Annotated in this window: 21 protein-coding genes; 6 read left to right on the top strand and 15 right to left on the bottom strand. The window is 72.6% G+C overall.

Annotation, left to right across the window (positions count from 1 at the left end; genetic code table 11):
* Window positions 1-116: 116 nt before the first annotated feature.
* Window positions 117-305, top strand: coding sequence for a hypothetical protein (locus ACH4K4_RS06920; protein ID WP_398165314.1), 189 nt, complete (start codon window positions 117-119; stop codon window positions 303-305).
* A 24-nt stretch (window positions 306-329) separates the two neighbouring features.
* On the opposite strand, the gene ACH4K4_RS06915 is transcribed toward ACH4K4_RS06920, so the two are convergent.
* The 13 genes from ACH4K4_RS06915 to ACH4K4_RS06855 form a co-directional block, all read right to left on the bottom strand.
* On the bottom strand, window positions 330-986 hold the full coding sequence (locus ACH4K4_RS06915) for a response regulator (RefSeq protein WP_398165313.1): 657 nt from the start codon (window positions 984-986) through the stop codon (window positions 330-332).
* Window positions 983-2,341 (bottom strand): sensor histidine kinase, encoded by a 1,359-nt coding sequence (locus ACH4K4_RS06910; protein ID WP_398165311.1) that lies wholly within the window; start codon window positions 2,339-2,341, stop codon window positions 983-985. Before ACH4K4_RS06910 ends, ACH4K4_RS06915 begins: the two co-directional genes overlap by 4 nt.
* A gap of 67 nt (window positions 2,342-2,408) precedes the next feature.
* On the bottom strand, window positions 2,409-3,167 hold the full coding sequence (locus tag ACH4K4_RS06905) for an alpha/beta hydrolase family protein (RefSeq protein ID WP_398165310.1): 759 nt from the start codon (window positions 3,165-3,167) through the stop codon (window positions 2,409-2,411).
* A complete protein-coding gene (gene kynU / locus ACH4K4_RS06900; RefSeq protein ID WP_398165309.1) occupies window positions 3,164-4,342 on the bottom strand; it encodes a kynureninase in 1,179 nt (392 codons plus the stop codon). Before kynU ends, ACH4K4_RS06905 begins: the two co-directional genes overlap by 4 nt.
* A complete protein-coding gene (locus ACH4K4_RS06895; protein WP_398165307.1) occupies window positions 4,335-5,189 on the bottom strand; it encodes a tryptophan 2,3-dioxygenase family protein in 855 nt (284 codons plus the stop codon). Before ACH4K4_RS06895 ends, kynU begins: the two co-directional genes overlap by 8 nt.
* 227 nt (window positions 5,190-5,416) lie before the next feature.
* A complete protein-coding gene (locus ACH4K4_RS06890; RefSeq protein ID WP_398165305.1) occupies window positions 5,417-5,830 on the bottom strand; it encodes a DUF3151 domain-containing protein in 414 nt (137 codons plus the stop codon).
* Window positions 5,831-6,111: 281 nt separating this feature from the next.
* Window positions 6,112-7,134 (bottom strand): class II fructose-bisphosphate aldolase, encoded by a 1,023-nt coding sequence (fbaA, locus tag ACH4K4_RS06885; protein WP_360138505.1) that lies wholly within the window; start codon window positions 7,132-7,134, stop codon window positions 6,112-6,114.
* 196 nt (window positions 7,135-7,330) lie between these two features.
* Window positions 7,331-7,873 carry an orotate phosphoribosyltransferase gene (gene pyrE, locus ACH4K4_RS06880; protein ID WP_398165304.1) on the bottom strand — a complete coding sequence of 181 codons (543 nt, stop codon included), beginning with the start codon at window positions 7,871-7,873 and terminating at the stop codon, window positions 7,331-7,333.
* A gap of 47 nt (window positions 7,874-7,920) precedes the next feature.
* Window positions 7,921-8,760, bottom strand: a complete 840-nt coding sequence (locus ACH4K4_RS06875; protein ID WP_398165302.1) for an aldose 1-epimerase — start codon at window positions 8,758-8,760, stop codon at window positions 7,921-7,923.
* A gap of 77 nt (window positions 8,761-8,837) precedes the next feature.
* Complete coding sequence (locus ACH4K4_RS06870) at window positions 8,838-9,620, bottom strand: SRPBCC domain-containing protein (protein ID WP_398165300.1); 783 nt, start codon at window positions 9,618-9,620, stop codon at window positions 8,838-8,840.
* Between the two features lie 104 nt (window positions 9,621-9,724).
* Window positions 9,725-11,416 carry a polyamine aminopropyltransferase gene (locus tag ACH4K4_RS06865; RefSeq protein ID WP_398165299.1) on the bottom strand — a complete coding sequence of 564 codons (1,692 nt, stop codon included), beginning with the start codon at window positions 11,414-11,416 and terminating at the stop codon, window positions 9,725-9,727.
* A 234-nt stretch (window positions 11,417-11,650) separates the two neighbouring features.
* A complete protein-coding gene (locus tag ACH4K4_RS06860) occupies window positions 11,651-12,169 on the bottom strand; it encodes a DUF2617 family protein (RefSeq protein ID WP_398165298.1) in 519 nt (172 codons plus the stop codon).
* A 363-nt stretch (window positions 12,170-12,532) separates the two neighbouring features.
* The gene (locus ACH4K4_RS06855) at window positions 12,533-12,823 is read right to left on the bottom strand and encodes a hypothetical protein (protein WP_398165297.1); all 291 of its coding nucleotides are present in this window, start codon (window positions 12,821-12,823) and stop codon (window positions 12,533-12,535) included.
* A gap of 252 nt (window positions 12,824-13,075) precedes the next feature.
* Between ACH4K4_RS06855 and ACH4K4_RS06850 the strand changes: the two genes are divergently transcribed.
* Window positions 13,076-14,254, top strand: a complete 1,179-nt coding sequence (locus ACH4K4_RS06850; RefSeq protein WP_398165296.1) for a pyridoxal phosphate-dependent aminotransferase — start codon at window positions 13,076-13,078, stop codon at window positions 14,252-14,254.
* 151 nt (window positions 14,255-14,405) lie between these two features.
* Window positions 14,406-15,620, top strand: coding sequence for a hypothetical protein (locus ACH4K4_RS06845; RefSeq protein ID WP_398165294.1), 1,215 nt, complete (start codon window positions 14,406-14,408; stop codon window positions 15,618-15,620).
* A gap of 75 nt (window positions 15,621-15,695) precedes the next feature.
* Here the strand turns inward: ACH4K4_RS06845 and ACH4K4_RS06840 are convergent, their stop codons facing one another.
* Window positions 15,696-16,232 (bottom strand): YbjN domain-containing protein, encoded by a 537-nt coding sequence (locus ACH4K4_RS06840; protein WP_398165293.1) that lies wholly within the window; start codon window positions 16,230-16,232, stop codon window positions 15,696-15,698.
* Window positions 16,233-16,388: 156 nt separating this feature from the next.
* Window positions 16,389-19,028: an ATP-dependent chaperone ClpB gene (clpB, locus tag ACH4K4_RS06835; protein ID WP_398165291.1), complete on the bottom strand. Its 2,640-nt coding sequence runs from the start codon at window positions 19,026-19,028 to the stop codon at window positions 16,389-16,391.
* Between the two features lie 417 nt (window positions 19,029-19,445).
* On the opposite strand from clpB, the gene ACH4K4_RS06830 reads away from it, so the two are divergent.
* The 3 genes from ACH4K4_RS06830 (at window position 19,446) to ACH4K4_RS06820 (ending at window position 20,667) form a co-directional block, all read left to right on the top strand.
* Window positions 19,446-19,850, top strand: a complete 405-nt coding sequence (locus ACH4K4_RS06830) for a pyridoxamine 5'-phosphate oxidase family protein (protein WP_398165290.1) — start codon at window positions 19,446-19,448, stop codon at window positions 19,848-19,850.
* Window positions 19,851-20,017: 167 nt separating this feature from the next.
* The gene (locus tag ACH4K4_RS06825) at window positions 20,018-20,266 is read left to right on the top strand and encodes a hypothetical protein (RefSeq protein WP_398165289.1); all 249 of its coding nucleotides are present in this window, start codon (window positions 20,018-20,020) and stop codon (window positions 20,264-20,266) included.
* Complete coding sequence (locus tag ACH4K4_RS06820) at window positions 20,263-20,667, top strand: hypothetical protein (RefSeq protein WP_398165287.1); 405 nt, start codon at window positions 20,263-20,265, stop codon at window positions 20,665-20,667. Before ACH4K4_RS06825 ends, ACH4K4_RS06820 begins: the two co-directional genes overlap by 4 nt.
* Window positions 20,668-20,797: the final 130 nt, after the last annotated feature.

The following is a 20,797-nucleotide window of genomic DNA, read 5'->3' as shown; positions in this document are numbered from 1 at the left end:
CGAAACGCTTCCGCAAGTCGTCCCCCGCTGCCGCGCCCTTTCAGGGTATTCCTGCCCCGGTGACAGCACTTGATATCACTCGACGGTTGGGCGCCACTCCTCAAGAGCGCGGCAGTATGGGAAACGGGAGTTGTCCCGACCTCTTCGAACTCAGCGACGGGCGCTTCGCCGTCATCGGGACGGACATGACAGCCGACCTGGACGGAAAGCTGCCCGACGACGCGAGCCGCGCCGACTACGAGAAGATCGTGGTGATCACCCGCGACACCCTGCTGCGGGCCAAGCCGGACATCGCCCGGCTGTGATCCGGCGGCCCCGGCCGGGGCCGCTCACCCGCCCGGCGTCACCAGCCGGGCCTCGTAGGCGAAGACCGCCGCCTGTGTGCGGTCGCGCAGTCCCAGCTTCACCAGAATCCGGCTGACGTGCGTCTTCACCGTCGACTCGGCCACGACCAGATGCTCGGCGATCTCACCGTTGGACAGCCCCTGGGCCACCAGGACCAGCACCTCCGTCTCCCGTTCGGTGAGGTCGCCGACGCGTTCCTGCGTGGGCGCCCGCGGCGCGTCCAGCTTGGAGAACTCCGAGATCAGCCGCTTGGTGACGGTCGGTGCGAGCAGAGCCTCGCCGCCCGCCACGATCCGTACCCCCTCCGCGAGCTGGCCCGCCGAGGCGTCCTTGAGCAGGAAGCCGCTCGCGCCGGCCCGCAGCGCCTGGTAGACGTACTCGTCCAGGTCGAAGGTGGTCAGCACCAGCACCTTGGCGTCCGCGTCGGCGGCGACGATCTCGCGGGTCGCCTCCAGCCCGTTCATCTCGGGCATCCGGATGTCCATCAGCACCACGTCGGGGCGCAGCTCGGCGACCTTGGCCACCGCCTGCCGGCCGTCCACGGCCTCGCCGACGACCTCGATGTCGGGCATCGCGCCCATCAGCACGGAGAAGCCCTCGCGGACCATGACCTGGTCGTCCACGATCAGTACCCGGATCATGCCGTCTTCTCCCCCGCCGTGCCCTGCGCCGCCGAGACCGGGATGAACGCCGCGACCTCGAACCCGCCCTCCTCGGTGTGGTCCGCCGTCATCTCCCCGCCCAGCATCTGCACCCGCTCCCGCATGCCCAGTACGCCGTGTCCGGCCCCCGGTGACGGTCTGGCCAGGCGGCTCGCCTTGCCGTTGACGATACGCAACCCGAGCCCGCCGAGCACGTACGAGATCTCCACCCGCGCCTCGGCGCCCGGCGCGTGCCGCAGCGTGTTGCTCAGCGCCTCCTGGACGATGCGGTACGCGGACAGCTCGACACCCTGCGGCAGCGGCCGCGGCGAGCCGGTGACCACGGCCTCGACGACCAGTCCCGCGCCGCGCACGCTCTCCAGCAGCGCGTCGAGGCTGGCCAGCGTCGGCTGCGGCGCCTCGGGGTCGGAGTCGGCGAAGGCGTCCGGGTCCTCGGACCGTACGACGCCGAGGATGCGGCGCAGCTCGGTCAGTGCCGCCACCGCGTTCTCCCGGATGGTCGCGAAGGAGGTGGCCAGCTCGGGCGGCGTGTCCTTGACCCGGTACGGGGCGGCCTCCGCCTGGATGGCGATGACGGACATGTGGTGCGCGACCACGTCGTGCAGCTCGCGGGCGATCAGGGCGCGCTCCTCCAGCAGCGTGCGCCGGGAGCGCTCCTCGGCGGTGGCGGTCCGCGTCTCGACGACGTTCTTCCGCTCCTCGCGCCAGGCGCGGATGGCGGCGGCGGGAACCAGCACGAACACCGCCAGCACCGCGAACGGCGCCACGTGCGAGAGCGCCCGGGGCACCAGCAGCACCAGCACGGCGGCCGCGGCCATGGTGGTCAGCCACATCTCGGCGGCCAGCCGGGGCCGGGTGCGGAGCACGACCAGGACCATCACCACGGTGTGGGTGATGAAGCCGATCTCGTACCCGGCCGACCCGGTCCCGGTGACGGCGTACGCCAGCATCGCGAAGCCGACCGCCCCGCCCGACAGCCAGAACGCGCCGACCGGGCGGAACAGCGTCAGCGCGATCGGCGCGGCGAGCAGGAAGCTGAAGACCGACGAGAAGAGGAAGGCCATCGCGCTGTCGCGGGCCATCACACTGGTGGTCCCGAGGAACACGATGGTCGCGACGGCCGCGAGCACGACGTGCGGTGCCCAGCGCACATGGCGGCGCAGTCGCTGGGGGACCCACGACCACCCGGACACGCCCGCGTCGTCCAAGGGCAGCATCGGGCGGAAGGCGAAGGCGTCCACGATCAGGTCCTGGCGCAGCCGGTGCAGCACGCCACGGACGAGTCGGGCTTCCGAGCGCAGGTCGTCGCGCTGCGAGTGGGTCTTCTGGTTCACGCACACCACGGTAAGCAGGGAACGGCCCGCGGTCGTCCCCTCCTGAGCGGATCTGCGGGCGTCCTCCTCAAGTACTACCCAGGGTGTCCAGGAGGACGCGGAAGGCGTCGGTGCCGGGGACGAACGGCGCGTAGTGCCCCACGCCGGCCAGCTCCCGCAGCTCCGGTGCCGGCCCCGTGCCGCCCGCCGCCCGCGCCTGCCGTACGTAGCGCCGGGAGAGTCCGACGGGCACGTCGGCGTCCTCGGTGCCGTGCACCAGCGTCACGGGCACCGTACCCGGCAGCCGCCGCACCGGGTCCGCCGCGGCCAGCCGGTCCGCCCACCCGGGCCCGGCGCCGACGAACTGTGCCACAGCGCCGCCGCTCAGCCCCAGCTCGTGGCCGCGCGCCAGGTCGGCGACGGGCGCCACGGCGACGATCCGCCGCGGCGCGTCCGGGCCGCGGCGATCCGCCAGGAGCAGCGCGAGGTGCCCGCCCGCCGAGTGCCCCACGACCACCGCGGGGCGCCCCACGGCGGCCACCGCGTCCACCACGTCCTCGTACGTCTGCGGCCAGCCCCCGCCCGCGCCCACCCTGCGGTACTCGGCGAGGGCGACCGGCAACCCGTGCCGGGCCAGCTCGGCGGCGAACGGCGACAGGTGCGTACGGTCGTACGCCGCGCGCCAGAACCCGCCGTGCAGCACCAGGACCACCGGCCCGCCGCCCCGCGGCCCGTACAGGTCGATCACCTGGTCCGGATGCGGCCCGTACGCCGACGTCGCGTCGGGAGCCACGGGAGCGAGACCGAGCAGTGCCTCCTCCTCGTCCGCGGCACCCGGAGGGCTCACCCCACGACCTCGCCCAGCACCCGCGCGGCGCGCGCCACGTCCGTGAAGGAGGTGTAGAGCGGTGTGAAGCCGAAGCGCAGCACGTCGGGGTGGCGGAAGTCGCCGATCACGCCGCGCTGGATCAGCTCCGTCATCACCTTCCCCGCGTCCGCGCACGCCAGCGCGACCTGGCTGCCGCGCAGCCGGTGCTCGGCCGGGGTGACACAGCGGACCCTCCCCTCCGGTACGCAGGCGCTCACGCACTCCAGGAAGAAGTCGCCGAGCGCCAGGCTCTTGGCCCGTACGGCCTCGATACGGACGCCGTCCCACACCTCCAGGGCCGCCTCCAGCGCGAGCATCGACAGGATGTCCGGGGTGCCGACACGGCCGCGGGTGATGCCGTCGGCCGGTGCGTACGCGGCGTCCATGCCGAACGGCACGGCGTGCGAATTCCAGCCGGGCAGCGGCGAGTCGAAACGCGCCTGGAGTTCCTCGCGCACATACAGGTACGCGGGCGCGCCCGGCCCGCCGTTGAGGTACTTGTACGTACAGCCGACCGCGAGGTCCACGCCGTGTGCGTCCAGGCGGACCGGCAGCGCGCCCGCGCTGTGGCACAGGTCCCAGACCGCCAGCGCCCCGGCCGCGTGCAGCGCCGCGGTGATGCCGGGCAGGTCGTTGAGCCGGCCGGTCCGGTAGTCGACGTGGTTGACCAGCGCGAGCGCGGTACGGGGCCCGGCCTCGCCGGGGATACGGGCGGGCGGCAGGGCGCGCAGGGTGCACCCCGTCATCCGGGCAGCGGACTCCGCGATGTACCCGTCGGCCGGGAACGTCGCCTCGTCGACCAGGATCTCGTCCCGGCCCTCGCCCGCCATCCGTACGGCGCCGACCACCGCCTTGAACACATTGACGCTGGTCGAGTCGCCGACCACCACCTGCCCCGGCGCCGCGCCCAGGAGCGGGGCGATCCGGTCGCCGACGCGCTCCGGCGCGGTCCACCAGCCCGACTCCGTCCAGGACCGGATACGCAGCTCGCCCCACTCGCGGCCGATGACCTCGGCGACCCGGCCGGGGACCTGGCGGGTCAGCGCGCCCAGCGAATTCCCGTCCAGGTACACGGCGTCGTCCAGCACGAACTGCCGCCTCATGTGGGCGAGCCCGTCCTGTTCGTCCAGCGCGGCGGCCCGCTCCTCAAACATGGCTGCGGGCCGTCCACAGCTCCGGAAAAACGTTCTTGCTGGCCCGTTTCTCCAACCAGGCCACACCCGCCGAACCACCGGTGCCCATCTTGGCCCCCATCGCCCGCCGCGTCGCCACCAAATGATCGTTCCGCCAGCGCCACACCAGCTCGGCCACATCCGTCAACGCCTCACCGAGCCGCACCAGTTCGCCGCCCCGCGGCCCCGCGTACACCTCGGCCCACACGGCCTCGACCCGCGCGTCCGGCTCGTACCGCGCCGTCACGTCACGCTCCAGCACCTCGTGCGGAATCGCATACCCCCGGCGCGCCAGCAGCCGCAGCACCTCGTCCCACAGGCTCGGCTCCTGCAACGCCTTCTCCAACTCCGCGTACTCACGCGGCGCGCCCCGGTGCGGCACGAGCATCGAAGCGGACTTCTCCCCCAACAGGAACTCCAGCCGCCGGTACATCGCGGACTGGAAACCCGACCCCTCCCCCAGCGCCCCCCGGAACGCGTTGAACTGCGCGGGCGTCAACCGCGCCAGCGGCTTCCACGCCGCGTTCAGCGCCTCCAGCTCATGCGTCGAACGCACCAGAGCCTCCATCGCCACCGGCACGTCGTCCCCGCGCAACGCCTGCGCGGCGGTGTGCCACTCGTGCACGACGACCGTGAACCACAGCTCCATCACCTGGGTCGTCACCAAGAACGCCATCTCGCCCGGATCATCGGACAACGGATCCTGAAGATGGGTCAGCACATCCGCGTGGACATAGTCCTCGTACGGCGTCGTCCCCGTACTGCCTATGCTCAGATCGGGCCGCCGAGGCCCTCCGGACTGTAGCTGCGGGGCGGACTGCTGCGACATGAGGAACTCCTCAGTGCTGCTCGGCTTCCGGGTAGCGGTCCGCTCCTTCCCGTCGGCAACGGAGCCCCGGTCCCCTCGGACACGGAATCTTCCGGCCCACTGGCATCATCCGTGCTCCACCGAAGGCGCGCAAGAGGCCGGCCACGCCCGCGCGAAGGGCCGGTCGCGACACGCGCGACCGGCCCGCGGTCCACTCCGGCCGTCAGCCGGAAACGCAGCTCAGCGCCCTACGAAAGGGTGTCCGCCGCGGTCGGCGACGACTCCCGCAGGAACGTCGTGCAGCGCTCGTACTCCGCCTGCTCACCGATCGCGTGCGCCGCACGCGCCAAGGCGTGCAGGGCACGCAGGAAGCCACGGTTCGGCTCGTGCTCGAACGGCACCGGCCCGTGCCCCTTCCATCCGGCCCGGCGCAAAGCGTCCAGACCGCGGTGGTATCCCGTACGGGCATACGCGTACGACTCGACCGTACGCCCCGCCTGGAACGCGTCATCGGCAAGCTGCGCCCAGGCCAGCGAGGAGGTCGGGTACTTCGCCGCCACATCGGTCGGCGCCGCCCCCGAAGCGAGGAGCTCACGGGGCTCGGGGTCGTCGGGCAGTTCGGTCGGGGGCGGGCCCCCGAGGAGATTTTCGTGAATGGCCATAGCCATAGCCTCCCAGGGGGGTGGGCACGTATGCACCTCAGCCCCTGCGGTGGTGCGGTGTCGCGCTGCGCGCGCGGTTTGTGTTGTCGCGCGGGGGTGCGCTGGTTTGTGGTGCGGTCGGGGCCGCGTAGGGGGGTGACTCTCCCCCAGCCTCCGGCCGGGGGGAGGGAGACCCCTGCGGGGCCCCGGCCCCGCCACCCACCGGACCAAACGCGCAAACCGCGCGAAGCGCGAAAGGCCCCACGCCCAGTGGGACGTGGGGCCTTAAAGCCGGCCAGTGACTACTTGATCTTGGTGCCGGTGGAGCGCAGGTTCGCGCAGGCTGCGGTGACGCGCTGGGCCATGCCCGCCTCGGCCAGCTTGCCCCAGCTGCGCGGGTCGTAGGTCTTCTTGTTGCCGACCTCGCCGTCAACCTTCAGCACGCCGTCGTAGTTGCGGAACATGTGGTCCGCGATCGGCCGCGTGAAGGCGTACTGCGTGTCCGTGTCCAGGTTCATCTTCACGACGCCGTTCTCCAGCGCCGTGGCGATCTCCTGCTCCGTGGAGCCGGAGCCGCCGTGGAAGACGAAGTCGAACGGCGAGGACTTGCCGTACTTGGCGCCGACGCCCTCCTGGAGGTCCTTCAGCAGCTCGGGGCGGAGCACGACGTTGCCCGGCTTGTAGACGCCGTGCACGTTGCCGAACGAGGCGGCGAGCAGGTAGCGGCCCTTCTCGCCCAGGCCCAGCGCCTCGGCGGTCCGCAGCGCGTCGTCGACGGTGGTGTAGAGCTCGTCGTTGATCTCGTGGGTGACGCCGTCCTCCTCGCCACCGGTCGGGGTGATCTCGACCTCAAGGATGATCTTCGCGGCGGCGGCCTTGGCCAGCAGCTCCTGGCCGATGGACAGGTTGTCGGCCAGGGTCTCGGCGGAGCCGTCCCACATGTGGGACTGGAACAGCGGGTTCTGGCCCCTGGCCACACGCTGCTCGGAGACGGCCAGCAGCGGGCGGACGTAGCCGTCCAGCTTGTCCTTGGGGCAGTGGTCGGTGTGGAGCGCGACGGTCACGTCGTACTTCTCGGCCACGATGTGCGCGAACTCCGCCAGCGCGACCGCGCCGGTCACCATGTCCTTGTTGTACTGGCCGCCCAGGAACTCCGCACCGCCGGTGGAGATCTGGATGATGCCGTCGCTCTCGGCCTCGGCGAAACCACGCAGCGCTGCGTGCAGAGTCTGCGTCGAGGTCACGTTGATGGCCGGGTAGGCGAACTTGCCTGCCTTCGCCCGGTCGAGCATCTCGTTGTAGACCTCGGGAGTTGCGATGGGCATCTGTCCGCTCCTTGTGATGTGCGGGTGTGCGTTCTTGGCCCTGACCAGGGGGCGACGACATCGCCGTAGCTCATCTTCCCAGACTTGGCCGGTTGCTCCACATCCCGTACACGCCACGCGCCCGCGCAGAGGCGGCCGGTTTCACGTGAAACCGGCCGCCCCTCGAAGGTAACCGCAGGTCAGCGCCGCAGGCGGCTCAGGCGAGGCCGAGGTCGCCGAGCTGGTAGCCGGTGATGTACGGCAGACCCGCACCGGCGATGGCCGACTCCGCCCCGCGGTCCACGATCGTGGCGACCGCCACCACCTCGGCGCCCGCCTCGCGTGCCGCCTCGACGGCGGTCAGCGGCGAGCCGCCGGTGGTGGAGGTGTCCTCGACCACCAGGACCCGGCGGCCCTTGATGTCCGGGCCCTCGATGCGGCGCTGCATGCCGTGCGTCTTCTGCGCCTTGCGTACGACGAACGCGTCCAGCCGCCGGCCGCGCGCCGCGGAGGCGTGCAGCATCGAGGTCGCGACCGGGTCGGCGCCGAGCGTGAGCCCGCCCACCGCGTCGTAGTCCAGGTCGGCGGTGATGTCCAGCATCAGCTGCCCGACGAGGGGCGCCGCCTCACCGTCGAGGGTGATCCGGCGCAGGTCGATGTAGTAATCGGCCTCCTTGCCGGAGGAGAGCGTCACCTTGCCGTGGACCACGGCCTTGTCCTTGATCTGCTGCAGCAGATCGCCGCGTACGTCGTCAGTCATGCCGACGAGCTTAGAACGTGTACCGGGGCCCGGCCGGACGCCGGTGGTCAGGACAGGGGGCGCCAGGACCACGTGGTGGAGATCTCCAGCGGTTCGATGGGCGTGACCAGGCGCGGCAGCGTGTTGAGGCCGTTCGGCGGGCCGGACTGCGGCTCGACGCAGACCGCCTCCTCCTGCTCGTCGTAGACGACCACCCATTCGGCGCGGCTCGCGACGTTCAGCTCCAGCCGGCCCGGCCAGGTGAGGGTGACGTCCACGCCGTCCGGCATGCCGAAGCAGTCGTCCCAAGGGCCGGGACGCGGGTCGGTCCGCTGCCCGGTGGGCAGGTGGTTCTCGCCCCGCTCCTCCTGCCACGCGGCCGTGAAGTCGATCCGTACGGGTTCGCCGTCCCCGTCCAGCCTGCGCAGGAACCAGGGGTGCCAGCCGGCCTGGGCCGGGAAGGAGTCGGCGCTCGCCTCGACGCCCATCGTCAGGGTGAGCGAGGTGCCGTCGGCGGCCAGCTCGACCAGTTGGGTGACGCGTCCCGGGTAGGGCCAGGGTAGGGCGGCCGGGTCGAGGAGGTCGTAGGTGAACACGGCGCTGGTGGCGTCCGCGCGCGCGGTTTTCCAGGCGACGTTGCGGCCGGTGCCGTGGATCGCGTGCGGCGGGGAGTTGACCGGCATCTGGTGCACCTCGCCGCCGTTGCGAAAGCGCCCGTTCTCGATGCGTCCGCACCACGGCACCATGGGGAAGCTGCCGTACTTGGCGCCCTGCCGGAGCAGTTCCGTGCCGCCGGTGCGCAGGCTTGCGAGCCGGCAGCCGTTGGCCGGGTCGACGGTCAGCTCCGTGTCGCCTGCGGCCAGCCGCACCTGCCCTCGCGGGGCGTTTCGCGTGTCGTTGTCACTCACGGTCCGACCCTAACGGGGCGTCGGCGCGCCGCCACGGCGCGGCGGGGCCGGTGTCGTCCGCGGCCCGTGCCGGTCTGTCAGCGGCGGCGTCGCAGGACCCGGCCCACCACCACCGCCGACGCCAGCGCGAGGGCCGCGGCGGGGGCCGCCCAGCGGAGGGTGGCGGAGGTGGTCGTCGACTGCGGCGCGGGAACGGGCGCGTACCGGCCGCGCGGCGGGGCGTGGTCGACCTCTTCGGCGCTGCGCCCGATCATCGTGCGGCGCGCGTGCGCGGCCTCGGCGGGCGCGGCACCGTCCTGGTCGTCGGCATCGGCGAGCGGGTCGAGCGAAGGGGGCGGGACCTCGGAGTCGAAGACGCCCGGTGTCGCGTGGGCGGGGGGTGCGGGCTGCGGCTCGGCGGGCCGGTCCTGCGGTGGTTCGTCGGCGAGGTCCGCCGCGAGGTTGGCCGCGAAGCGGTCCAGGAGGCGGCGGGCGGCGGACTCGGCCGTCTGGGGGGCGGCCTCGGCGAGGCGGCCGGTGCTGGTGACCGTGCCGGCGCAGTGCAGGGCCGTGGCTCCGGTGTCGTCCGGGTGGGCGGCGAGCCGTACGGTCAGGGACAGCTCGGCGGAGCCGTCGCCCCGGGACTCGATGCCGCCGGCCTCGACCGTGACCGTGTCGGCGCCGCGGGCCGTGACGGTCAGGGTGCCGCGGTAGGTGATGGTGGAACTGCCGATGCGCAGGCGCAGCCGCCCGCCGGGGGTGCCGGGGTCCGCGTCGGCGTCGAGTTGGCATCCGGGGATGCAGCGTGCCACGCGCTCCGGCTCGGCCAGTGCCTGCCGTACGGTCTCGACGGGAAACGGAACGTACACCTCGTGCTCCATGGCATGGGAGCCTACCCAGCCCTCCCGGTGCTCGTGCCTGGTGCGGCACCATTTTTCTCCCGTAGGGGCGGGAGGGCGGGCGGCGCCTGCCGGCCCCGGCGAAATCAGTCCAGGTGGCGCGGGTGCATCAGGGTCGAGGGCGGCAGGCCGGTGACGCGGTCGCGGGCGGTCGCGCGGGCGGCGGCCCGCAGTCCGCCACGGGTCAGGGAACGCAGCGCCGGGGCGTCGGGCGCCAGGCCCAGGTACGGCGTACGGCGGGCGGCCAGGACGAAGCCCCAGCGGCAGGCGGCGTCCCGGCGGTCGGCCCGGACGGCGGCGGGGGCCGGGGCGCAGGAGCGTTCCGCCCCGCTGGTCGGGCCCGTGTGCCGGCCCGGGATGCGGTACGGGACGGTCGCCAGCCCGGCGGCCCGTACGGTCGCGTCCACGGTCCAGTACGAGCGGGGCCGGGCCTCGTGCGCTCCCGCGTGCACCGCCAGCCGCCCTCCTTCGGCGAGCGCGCGGGTGGCGAGGCCGTAGAACTCCTGGGAGTAGAGCTTGGCCCCGGCCGTGCCGCCGGGCCCGGGGAGGTCGGCGACGACGACGTCGTAGGGGCCGCCGTCGCGGGCTTGTGCCGCGTACCGCCGGAGCCACTCGAACAGGTCGCCCGTGGCCACCCGTACCCGCGGGTCGTCCAGCGCGTGCCGGTTCAGGGCGGACAGTCCCGGGTCGGTACGGGCCAGGCGCACCACACCGGGGTCGAGGTCGACGACCGTCACGGAGTCCACGCCGGGGTAGCGCAGCACCTCGCGCGCGGCGAGGCCGTCGCCGCCCCCCAGCACCAGCACCCGGCGGTGCGGGCCGCCGGCCATGGCCGGGTGGACCAGCCCTTCGTGGTAACGGGCCTCGTCGTCGGCGCCGGCCCGCAGCCGGCCGTCCAGGTAGAGCCCGAGCGGTCCGCCGGCCTTCCCGTCCGCGGCCGCCGGCCCCGTACCGCCTGTGATCACCACTTCCTGGACGCCGGTACGGACCGCGACCCGCGCCGCCGACCCGTACACCGCGTCGCGGGCGGCCCGCTCGAACGGGGGCACCAGCAGCGTCCCGGCCGCGAGCAGGGCCAGCACCACCACGTTGGCGGCGATGAGCGTCCAGCGGGACCGCACGGACAGGTCGCGGTGGAACAGCCACAGCACCAGCCCGCCGCCGGCCACCGCGTTGACCGAACCGGTGAGCAGCGCGCCGGACACCTGGCCCAGGGTCGGCAGCAGCAGGAAGGGAAAGGCCAGGCCGCCTACCAGGGCGCCTACGTAGTCCGCCGCGAACAGGTCCGCCACCGCGCCGCCGGGGTCCTGGCGGCGCACCCGCTGGATGAGCGTCATCAGCAGCGGCACCTCGGCGCCGATGAGCACGCCGATGGCCAGGGAGAAGGCGACCAGCACCGGGCGGGACTGGCCGAACCAGGCGAAGCAGGCGTAGAGGGCCATGGCGGAGAAGCCGCCGACGAGCGCGAGGACCGCCTCCAGCGCCCCGAAGCCGACCGCCGCCCGGCAGCGCAGCCGCTTGGCGAGCAGCGAACCGACGCCCATCGCGAAGACCATGACGGACAGCACGACGGAGGCCTGGGTGACCGAGTCGCCGCTCAGGTAGGAGGAGAGGGCGACCAGTTCGAGTTCGTAGACGAGGCCGCAGGCGGCGCAGACGAAGACCGTGGCCAGGACGAGCAGCCGGCCGGTCCCGGCGGGTACGGGCAGTCGCGCCGGACTTCTGGTCTCCGGCGGGCCCGGGGATCCGCGGCGGACTAGATCAGGCGGGTCGATCATGTCGTGAACGCTACGTGACGCCCGGATCGCCCTATGTCACCCACACGAGCGTAGTGAGCTTCCCACACGAGCGACTTGGAGCACTACGGGCACTCGTCCGGTGCCGCGAGCCAGTAAGAGCGCCAGGCGGTGCGGGCCGTCGCGCCGGGACCCGGCGAACCGTTTGTCCGCGCGGCCGCCGAGGCACCCGCCACCGCGGAGCCCCGGCCGTACGGGCTGCGCGAGGGGGTACGGCTACAGCGCCGCCGCCACCCGGACCCCCACCCGCGTACGCGTCGCGACCAGGCGCCCTTCCTGCGGGTAGGCGTGCCAGGTGCGCCAGCGCACCTGGCCGTGCTCGCGCTGCGCCAGCATCGCGGTGAACGCGTGCGGCGATCCCGGGAACGTTCCGGCAAGGCCGTGGGGGTGTTCGGAGACCAGCGCGAGCAACTCCTGCGCGCGGCCGGCGAACGAGCCGTGGGAGAGCGTCTCCACGTGGGCGGCGAACTCGTATTCCCAGTCACCGATCCGTTTCGCCACACCCAGCGGGAGCGGGGTACTGCTGCCGGGTATGCAGGCGACCGTCTCGGAGCAGGTGCCCTGCTCCTCCTCCAGGAGCACTTGGTGGGAGGCGCCGAGCAGTCTCAACTGGACGCGTGCGTCCGCCAGTTGGAGGTCGAGCACGGCAAGGGCCGGCAGCGGCTCCCTGCCCAGCGCCCAGGCCAGGTCGGATGCGCGGGTATCGGTGTAGGCAGTCTTCAGGATCGTGAGCATGGGTCGGCTCCGCAAGCACGCAGTGGATGGTGGGCCGGCCTGCCCCGGAGACGGGATCAGGGTGTACGACTGTCTGCCGGCTCGTGCCCACGTGGGGTCCGAGAACTGGGATTCTCTAGAGAGAGGGAATCATGAAACGAGCGGGGCCCACAGCGTTTTTACCCATCTTCGCCGGGTTTCCATCCCTCAGAGGGCCACTCAGTTCAGTTGTTCAACAGCCCACTGCCCAGCGGGTGTTGGACCTGCTCGGCGCATATGCGGAGCTGCATGGGCCGCATGCATGTGTACGGGGCAGCAACAGGCCGCGCACTGCGCCCCGGACGCTGCCGGACGCCCACCCCGGGACCCCTGCCTGAGGCAGCCTCAGCAGCCGCCCCCGCCACCACAGCCACCACCACCACCGCCGCCGCCGCACGACGACGAGGAGGAGTGCCCGCCACCGCCGCACGAGGAGAGACCGCCGCAGGACTGGCCGTGGTGACCCCCGTGGTGATGACCGCCCAGCCCCGGGTCGCCGGCCACCCACCAGCCGGCGCCGTGCTGCGAGCTCTTGCCGAGACTGCCGCGGCCGCCACCGTCCCGGCCCTGCGCCGCCTTGGCCACCAGGGCGGCGACCGCCACGCAGATCACGAAGAAGACCACAAACCCCATCATCGCCCCACTCTCCTTTCGTCCCCCGAAGCGAGGCACCTGCTCCGGCCCGCACCGTGTCCCGGGTGCGGCGCGGAGTCCGCTGTTCCGTGTCCTTCGATCCCTCTCCGATCCGCGCTGATCCACTCCGGATTTTTTCCGGTCGCCCGGACCACCCGGCACCGCGTCGCGCCCGGGTGCGTGGCTCATGCCCGGACCCCGCCGCCCCCAAAGCACAGTTGAGCAATTCCAGAGGTTCGGCGGAGGATGGCGGACATGTCACGACCGTTGCTCAACCGCCGCCTCGCGGAGTTCGGTACGACGATCTTCGCCGAGATGTCCGCGCTCGCCGTCCGCACCGGATCGATCAACCTGGGCCAGGGCTTTCCCGACACCGACGGGCCACCGGAGGTGAGGGAGGCGGCGGTCCGCGCGCTGCGCGACGGCCGCGGCAACCAGTACCCGCCGGGCCCCGGCGTCCCCGAACTGCGCACCGCCGTCGCCGAGCACCAGAGCCGCTTCTACGGCCATCTCGGCATCGCGTACGACCCGGACACCGAGGTCCTGGTCACCGCGGGCGCCACCGAGGCCATCGCCGCCTCGCTGCTCGCCCTCCTGGAGCCCGGCGACGAGGTGGTCGCGCTGGAGCCGTACTACGACTCCTACGCCGCCTGCATCGCGATGGCGGGCGGCACCCGCGTCCCGGTGACGCTGCGGCCGTCCGCCGAGGACGGCACGTACGCGCTGGACCTCGACGAACTCCGCGACGCCATCACCGACCGCACCCGCCTCATCCTCCTCAACACCCCCCACAATCCCACCGGCACCGTCCTCGACCGCGCCGAGCTGGCCGAGATCGCCCGCCTCGCCTGCGAGCGCGACCTCCTCGTGATCACCGACGAGGTGTACGAACACCTTGTCTTCGAGGGCGAGCACCTCCCGCTGGCGTCCTTCCCCGGCATGCGCGAGCGCACCGTCACCATCGGCTCGGCCGGCAAGACCTTCTCCTTCACCGGCTGGAAGGTCGGCTGGGTCACCGCGTCCCCCGAGCTGGTCAGTGCCGTCCGCTCCGCCAAGCAGTTCCTCACCTTCGTCTCCGCCGGGCCCTTCCAGTACGCGGTCGCCGAGGCCCTCGCCCTGCCCGACAGCTACTACACCGGCCTGCGCGACGACCTGCGGGCCAAGCGCGACCTGCTGTCCGACGGCCTCGCCGCCGCCGGGTTCCGCGTCTTCCGCCCGTCCGGCACCTACTTCGTCACCACCGACATCCGGCCCCTGGGCGAGCAGGACGGCTTCGCCTTCTGCCGCGCCCTCCCGGAACGCGTCGGCGTCGTGGCGATCCCCAACGCCGTCTTCTACGACCATCAGGACCAGGGCGCCCCCTACGTCCGCTTCGCCTTCTGCAAGCAGGAGAAGGTCCTCCAGGAGGCGGTAGAGCGGCTCCGCGGCCGCTGACCGCACGCCCCGTCGCGCGCCCCCGGAGGCCACCCGGTCGGCCTACCGGGGTCGCGTGACGGGCGGGCCGCGCCGAGAGTCGTGGTGTCGGGGTGCGCCGGGCGCGCGGAGGCCCGGTGTGTGACCGCCGCGCGCGTACCGGAGGTGTTCCGTGACCGCCGAGACCGTCGGCACCGCCGCCGCGGACGTACGGCGCGGCCCCGTACGCGTACACGTCCGGGCCGCCCTGCGCCGTGCGGCCCCCGCCCTCGCGCTGTTCGCGGCCGTCCGCTTCGCGGGCGTCCTGTGCACGTCACTCTGGGCGTGGCACACCGGACGCCACCCGCGCAGTCTGCTCGGCGCCACCTGGGACTCCAACTGGTACCTGGGCGTGGCCCGGTACGGCTACGGCTCCCCGGCCCCCCGCCACATGTGGCCGCCGGACGCCCTCGCCGACCTGGCCTTCTTCCCCCTGTACCCGGGCCTGATCCGCGGCCTGTCCGCCGTCGTGCCGATCGGCGCGCTCAACGCCGGGCTGCTGCTGGCGTGGACGGCCGCCGCCGTGGCCGCGTGGGGGATCTTCGCGGTCGGCGCGCATCTGTACGGGCGGCGCGCCGGGACGTTCCTGGTGGTGCTGTGGGCCCTGCTGCCGCACGCCGTCATCCAGTCGCTGAGCTATACGGAACCGCTGCTCACCGCGCTGGCCGCGTGGGCGCTGTACGCCCTGCTCACCGGCCGCCCGCTGTGGGCCGGCGCGCTGGCGCTGGCGGCCGGCCTGGCCCGGCCGAACGGCCTCGCGGTCGCCGCCGCCGTGATGGTCGCGGCAGCGGTGCGGACCTGGGGGCGGGGACGCCGTCGGAGCGTCTCCGTACCTCGGCGGGACCGCTCCCTCCGGCCCTACTGGGCCGCGGCGCTGCTCGCCCCCGCCGGCTGGCTCGGGTACGTCCTGTGGGTGGGGGCCCGCACCGGCGCCGGGCCGCGCGGCTACTTCCGGGTGCAGGAGATCTGGGGCTCCCGTTTCGACTTCGGCCGGGACACGCTGCGGTCCGTGAAGCGGCTGTTCCTGCACGACGGGCCGCTGGTGCACCCCATGGCCGCGGCGGTCGTCGCCGTATCGATCCTGCTCCTCGTCCTGCTGGTGCTGGACCGGCCGCCCCTGCCGCTGCTCGCCTACACCGTGGTGCTGGTGGCGCTGGCACTCGGCGGCACCGGCTACTTCCCCTCCAAGCCGCGCTTCCTGCTGCCGGCCTTCCCGCTGCTCGTCCCGGCAGCGGTCGTGCTGGCCCGCGCCCGGCCCCGTACCGTCGTCCTGACGGTGGGCTCCCTGGCCGTGCTCTCCCTCGGGTACGGCGTCTATCTGCTGGCCATGGCGCCCCTGCCACTGTGAACCGCGGTGGCGGCACGGCGACGGGCCCCGGAGCGAGGTGCTCCGGGGCCCGCGACGCCGATGGCGGTGGGGGGCTTACGCCTCCTCGCCGCCCGGCTTCTCGTCCGCGTCACCGTCGATCTCGGCCTCCAGGCCGAGCTGCTCGACGATCCACTTGTCGAACTCGATCGACGCGCGGACCCAGCTGACCGTGCTGGAGACGAAGTGCTCCAGGGCGACGCCGGTGCCGATCAGCATCGACGCCTCGCCGATCAGACGGACCGTGCCGTCGTCGTGGGTGTGGGTGTAGGCCTTGGGCCACAGGGTCCGGCGGTTCCAGTCGTCGAGCGCCTCCAGCAGCTTCGGCTTGTCGTCGATGCCGTGCGGGCGGTCGTAGAACGTACGGACGGAGAAGATCTGCTGCTCTTCCTCGCCACGGAACATGAAGTACGTGCGGAACTGCTCCCACGGGGCGGCGAGGTCACCCTCGTCGTCGACTACGTACTTCAGCTCCATCTGGTCGAGGAGCTGCTTGACCAGGTCCTGGTCGGGCAGGACGGGACCATCTGGCCCCGCCGGCTGCGGTTCGGGCTGGCCCCCGAAATTCGGGATCGAGGACGGGTCGATGCTCACCGTGGAATTCCCTTCGTATGGTCCTGGCCATCCTTCACCATCCTGGCCCCGTCCTGGCAAGCCCGGCGCCGCCTCTCCGCTGCGGGCTAAAAAACCGGCCGGGACCGGAGGGCGGCGGAACGGCGGACGGCGGCCCGCCGCCGCGGGCCGCGCCGCTCACCGTACGGGGCCGACCACCAGCGACTGACCGTCCTGCGCGACGTCCACCCGTACGGTGTCGCCGTCCACCACGTCACCCGCCAGGATCGCCTTGGCGAGCTGGTCGCCGATGGCCGTCTGGACCAGGCGGCGCAGCGGGCGCGCGCCGTACGACAGGTCCGGCGCGTCCTGCGGCCGGTCGAGGACCGGCTCCTGGCCGAGCCAGGCCAGCCAGGTCAGGGCGCGGTCCGTGACGTCCAGCGTCAGCCGCCGGTCGGCGAGCCGGCGCTGCAGGTGGTCGAGCTGGATCCGCGCGATCCGCTGGAGCTGGTCGGTGCCGAGCGGGTGGAAGACCACCAGGTCGTCCAGCCGGTTGAGGAACTCGGGACGGAACGACGACCGCACCGTCTCCAGGACCTTCTCCTTCTTCTGGTCCTCCTTCAGGAGCGGGTCCATCAGGAAGTTCGAGCCCAAGTTGGAGGTCAGGATCAGGATCGTGTTGCGGAAGTCGACCGTACGGCCCTGGCCGTCGGTCAGCCGGCCGTCGTCCAGCACTTGGAGCAGCACGTCGAAGACCTCGTGGTGCGCCTTCTCCACCTCGTCCAGGAGGACGACCGAGTACGGGCGGCGGCGGACCGACTCGGTGAGCTGGCCGCCCTCCTCGTAGCCGACGTAGCCGGGCGGGGCGCCGACCAGGCGGGCCACGCTGTGCTTCTCGCCGTACTCGCTCATGTCGATGCGGACCATCGCCCGCTCGTCGTCGAAGAGGAAGTCGGCGAGCGCCTTGGCCAGCTCGGTCTTGCCGACGCCGGTCGGGCCGAGGAAGAGGAAGGAGCCGGTGGGGCGGTCCGGGTCGGCGATGCCGGCGCGGGTGCGGCGCACCGCGTCGGACACCGCGCGGACGGCCTCGGCCTGGCCGATCAGGCGCTTGCCCAGCTCGTCCTCCATGCGCAGCAGCTTCTGCGTCTCGCCCTCCAGCAGGCGCCCGGCCGGGATGCCGGTCCAGGAGCCGACGACGTCCGCGATGTCGTCCGGGCCGACCTCCTCCTTGACCATGGAGGACTTGCCTTCCTTGGACGCCTCCTGCTCGGCCTCGGCCGCCGCGGCCTCCTCCAGCTCCCGCTCCAGGCCCGGGATCTCCCCGTACAGCAGCTTGGAAGCGGTGTCGAAGTCGCCGTCGCGCTGGGCGCGCTCGGCCTGGCCGCGCAGCTCGTCCAGCTTCTCCTTCAGCTCGCCGAGGCGGTTGAGGCCCTGCTTCTCCTTCTCCCAGCGGGCGGTCAGGCCGCGCAGCTCCTCCTCCTTGTCGGCGAGGTCCTTGCGCAGCTTCTCCAGGCGCTGGACGGAGCCGGCGTCGGTCTCGTTCTTGAGCGCCAGTTCCTCCATGCGCAGCCGGTCGACGGAGCGCTGGAGCTCGTCGATCTCCACCGGGGAGGAGTCGATCTCCATACGGAGGCGGGAGGCCGCCTCGTCGACGAGGTCGATGGCCTTGTCGGGCAGGAAGCGGGAGGTGATGTAGCGGTCGGAGAGGGTCGCGGCGGCGACCAGCGCGGAGTCCGCGATCTGCACCTTGTGGTGCGCCTCGTAGCGGCCCTTGAGCCCGCGCAGGATCGCGACCGTGTCCTCCACGGACGGCTCGGCCACCAGCACCTGCTGGAAGCGCCGCTCCAGCGCCGGGTCCTTCTCGATGCGCTCGCGGTACTCGTCCAGGGTCGTCGCGCCGACCATTCGCAGCTCGCCGCGGGCCAGCATGGGCTTGAGCATGTTGCCCGCGTCCATGGCGGAGTCGCCGCCGGCGCCGGTGCCGACGACCGTGTGCAGCTCGTCGATGAAGGTGATGATCTGGCCGTCGCTGGACTTGATCTCCGCCAGTACGGTCTTGAGCCGCTCCTCGAACTCGCCGCGGTACTTCGCGCCCGCGACCATCGCGCCCAGGTCCAGGGCCACCAGCCGCTTGTCGCGTAGCGACTCGGGAACGTCGCCCTTCACTATCCGCTGCGCCAGGCCCTCGACGACGGCCGTCTTGCCGACGCCGGGCTCGCCGATGAGCACCGGGTTGTTCTTCGTGCGCCGCGAGAGCACCTGCACCACGCGGCGGATCTCCTGGTCCCGGCCGATGACCGGGTCCAGCTTGCCGTCGCGCGCGGCGGCCGTGAAGTCCGTACCGAACTTCTCCAGCGCCTTGTAGGTGCCCTCCGGGTCCGGGTTGGTCACCCGCCGGCCGCCCCGGCTGTCCTCGAAGGCGCTCAGCAGCTTCTTGGCCGTGGCGCCCTGCTGCGCCAGCAGCTCGCCGGTGCGGCCGCCCTTGGCGGCGATGCCGATGAGGAGGTGTTCGGTGGAGACGAAGTCGTCGCCCAGCTCCTTCGCGCGCTGCGCGGCGTCCGCGATGACGGCCAGCGTGTCGCGGTCGGGCTGCGGCGGGGCGACGGTGGAGCCCTGCACGCTGGGCTGCCCGGCCAGCTGGCGTTCGGCGCCGGAGCGCAGCGCGGCGGCGTCCGCCTCGACGGCCGCCAGCAGGTCCATGACGTTCTCGTTGTCCGTGCCGGTGAGCAGCGCGAGCAGCAGATGCGCGGAGGTCATGTCCGCGTGCCCCGCCGTCACCGCCCGCTCGTTGGCGGCGCTCAGCGCCTCCCGGCTCTTGTTGGTCAGCTCGGCGTCCACTCGCGCGCTCCTCCTTGTGCTCGTGTGCGTGACCGGCACCACCGGCCCGTTCGGGTGAACCTGCTCAGCTCAACGTCCGATAAGTTGAGTCTATTCCACTCAAGGCGATTCCGGTGGGCGGTACGGATGTCTTCCGGCCCTTTCTGCGAGTGAACCCCCACGCTCCGGACCATGCCACCGAGGCCCGCCCGCTCCCGCGCGACCGGCCGCCGCGGCCCGGTCACCGCCGCCGACCTGCCTCCGTTGCCCCGGTTTCGGCGGGCCATCGGCGCCGCGGCGCCGGAACCGCCGGCCCGCCGCACCCCCAGGCCAACGCTGCCCTCACCACGCCTCCACGCCTTCTTCACGTCACCCACGTCGTCCCTTTGCAGCCCCTTCGCACGAGCCCCCACAGTTTCCCCAATTACTCTTCCGGTCATGGCCCACGACCTGGACGACCTCGCCCCCGAGTACCTCGCCTTCTGGAGCGAGCACCTGATGTGCACGCTGACCACCCTGCGCCCGGACGGCACGCCCCACGTCGTCCCGGTCGGTGTCACCTTCGACGCGAACCAGCGCATCGCGCGCGTCATCACCCGCAAGGACAGCGCCAAGGTCGCCCACATCCTGGCCGGTGGGGCGGACGGCGCGCGCGTCGCGGTGTGCCAGGTGGCCCGCCGCCGGTGGGCCACCCTGGAGGGCGTCGCCCGGATCCGTACGGACACCGACGTGGTGGCGGACGCGGTACGGCGCTACGCCGAGCGGTACGGCCGCGTCCCGTCGCCCAACCCCGACCGGGTCATGGTGGAGATCACCGTCACCCGGGCGCTGGGGCGCGCGTAGCTCCCGGCGGCGGGCGGCGTGCGCCGCGACAGGTCCGTACCTGGCTGGATTCGGACGGCACGGTTCCGCCGCGGCGCTTGGCCCTGCTATCCAGAGTGCGGAGAAAACTGCTCACAAAGCGAACCCAGACAGAACTTCGCGGAGCAAAAATGGCTGCTGGAGACCGCATGGCGTACTCATCGCGCACCGACCCGGTCGTCTCTCGGACCGGTGGCCGCCCGACCGCCACCCTCCGGCGCCCCGCGCACGCCGAGCTGTGCCCCCGCTGCGGCGGCCAGCTCGCCGTCAACCAGGACGGCTGGGCCATCTGCCACGCCTGCGGCTACGCCTCACCGCCCGGCACCGCCCCTCCACCCCGGTACGCGCGCGGCGGTATCGTCACCCCCACACTCGCCACGTCCCGGGGAGCACGATGAACTCGGTCCGAGTGACGGCGATCGCCTGCCTCATGCCGCTGTCGGGGCTGGACGACGACCCGTTCCTGGTGGACGACCGCCGCCAGCACGCCATGTGCACCCAGTGGGCGCAGGCCCGTGACTACGACCTGACCTGCCGCCTCAGCCTGCACCAACTGCCCGCCGGCCACGCCGCGCTCTGGCAGGACGTGGAAGCGGGCCTGGTCGACGTGTTCGTCGCCGCCAACCGCCGCGCCCTGGAGAACGCCATCGCGTCGGCCGACGAGTTCACCGACCGCTGCCTCGCCGCCGGCGTCCGGCTGGAGATCGCCGGCTACGAGGAGCCGGTCTACACCACCGCGATGAAGTCCCACGTGCACCGCCGCCTGTCCATGCCGACGGCCGGCTACAACGGCTGCTGAAACGGCCGTCGTCCCTCGCGAAAGGCCGTGGGGGCGGGGGGGGCCCCCCCGCCCCCCCGCCCCCCCCCCCCCACGGAACCCGACGCGGCGCGGTTATTAAACCCACCCCACCACACCCCCCCCCACGGGT

The organism is Streptomyces sp. NPDC017529, assembly GCF_044329785.1.
Classification (GTDB): Bacteria; Actinomycetota; Actinomycetes; order Streptomycetales; family Streptomycetaceae; genus Streptomyces.
Note: the sequence above shows the minus strand (reverse complement) of the source record. Positions and strands in the feature narration are given on the sequence as shown.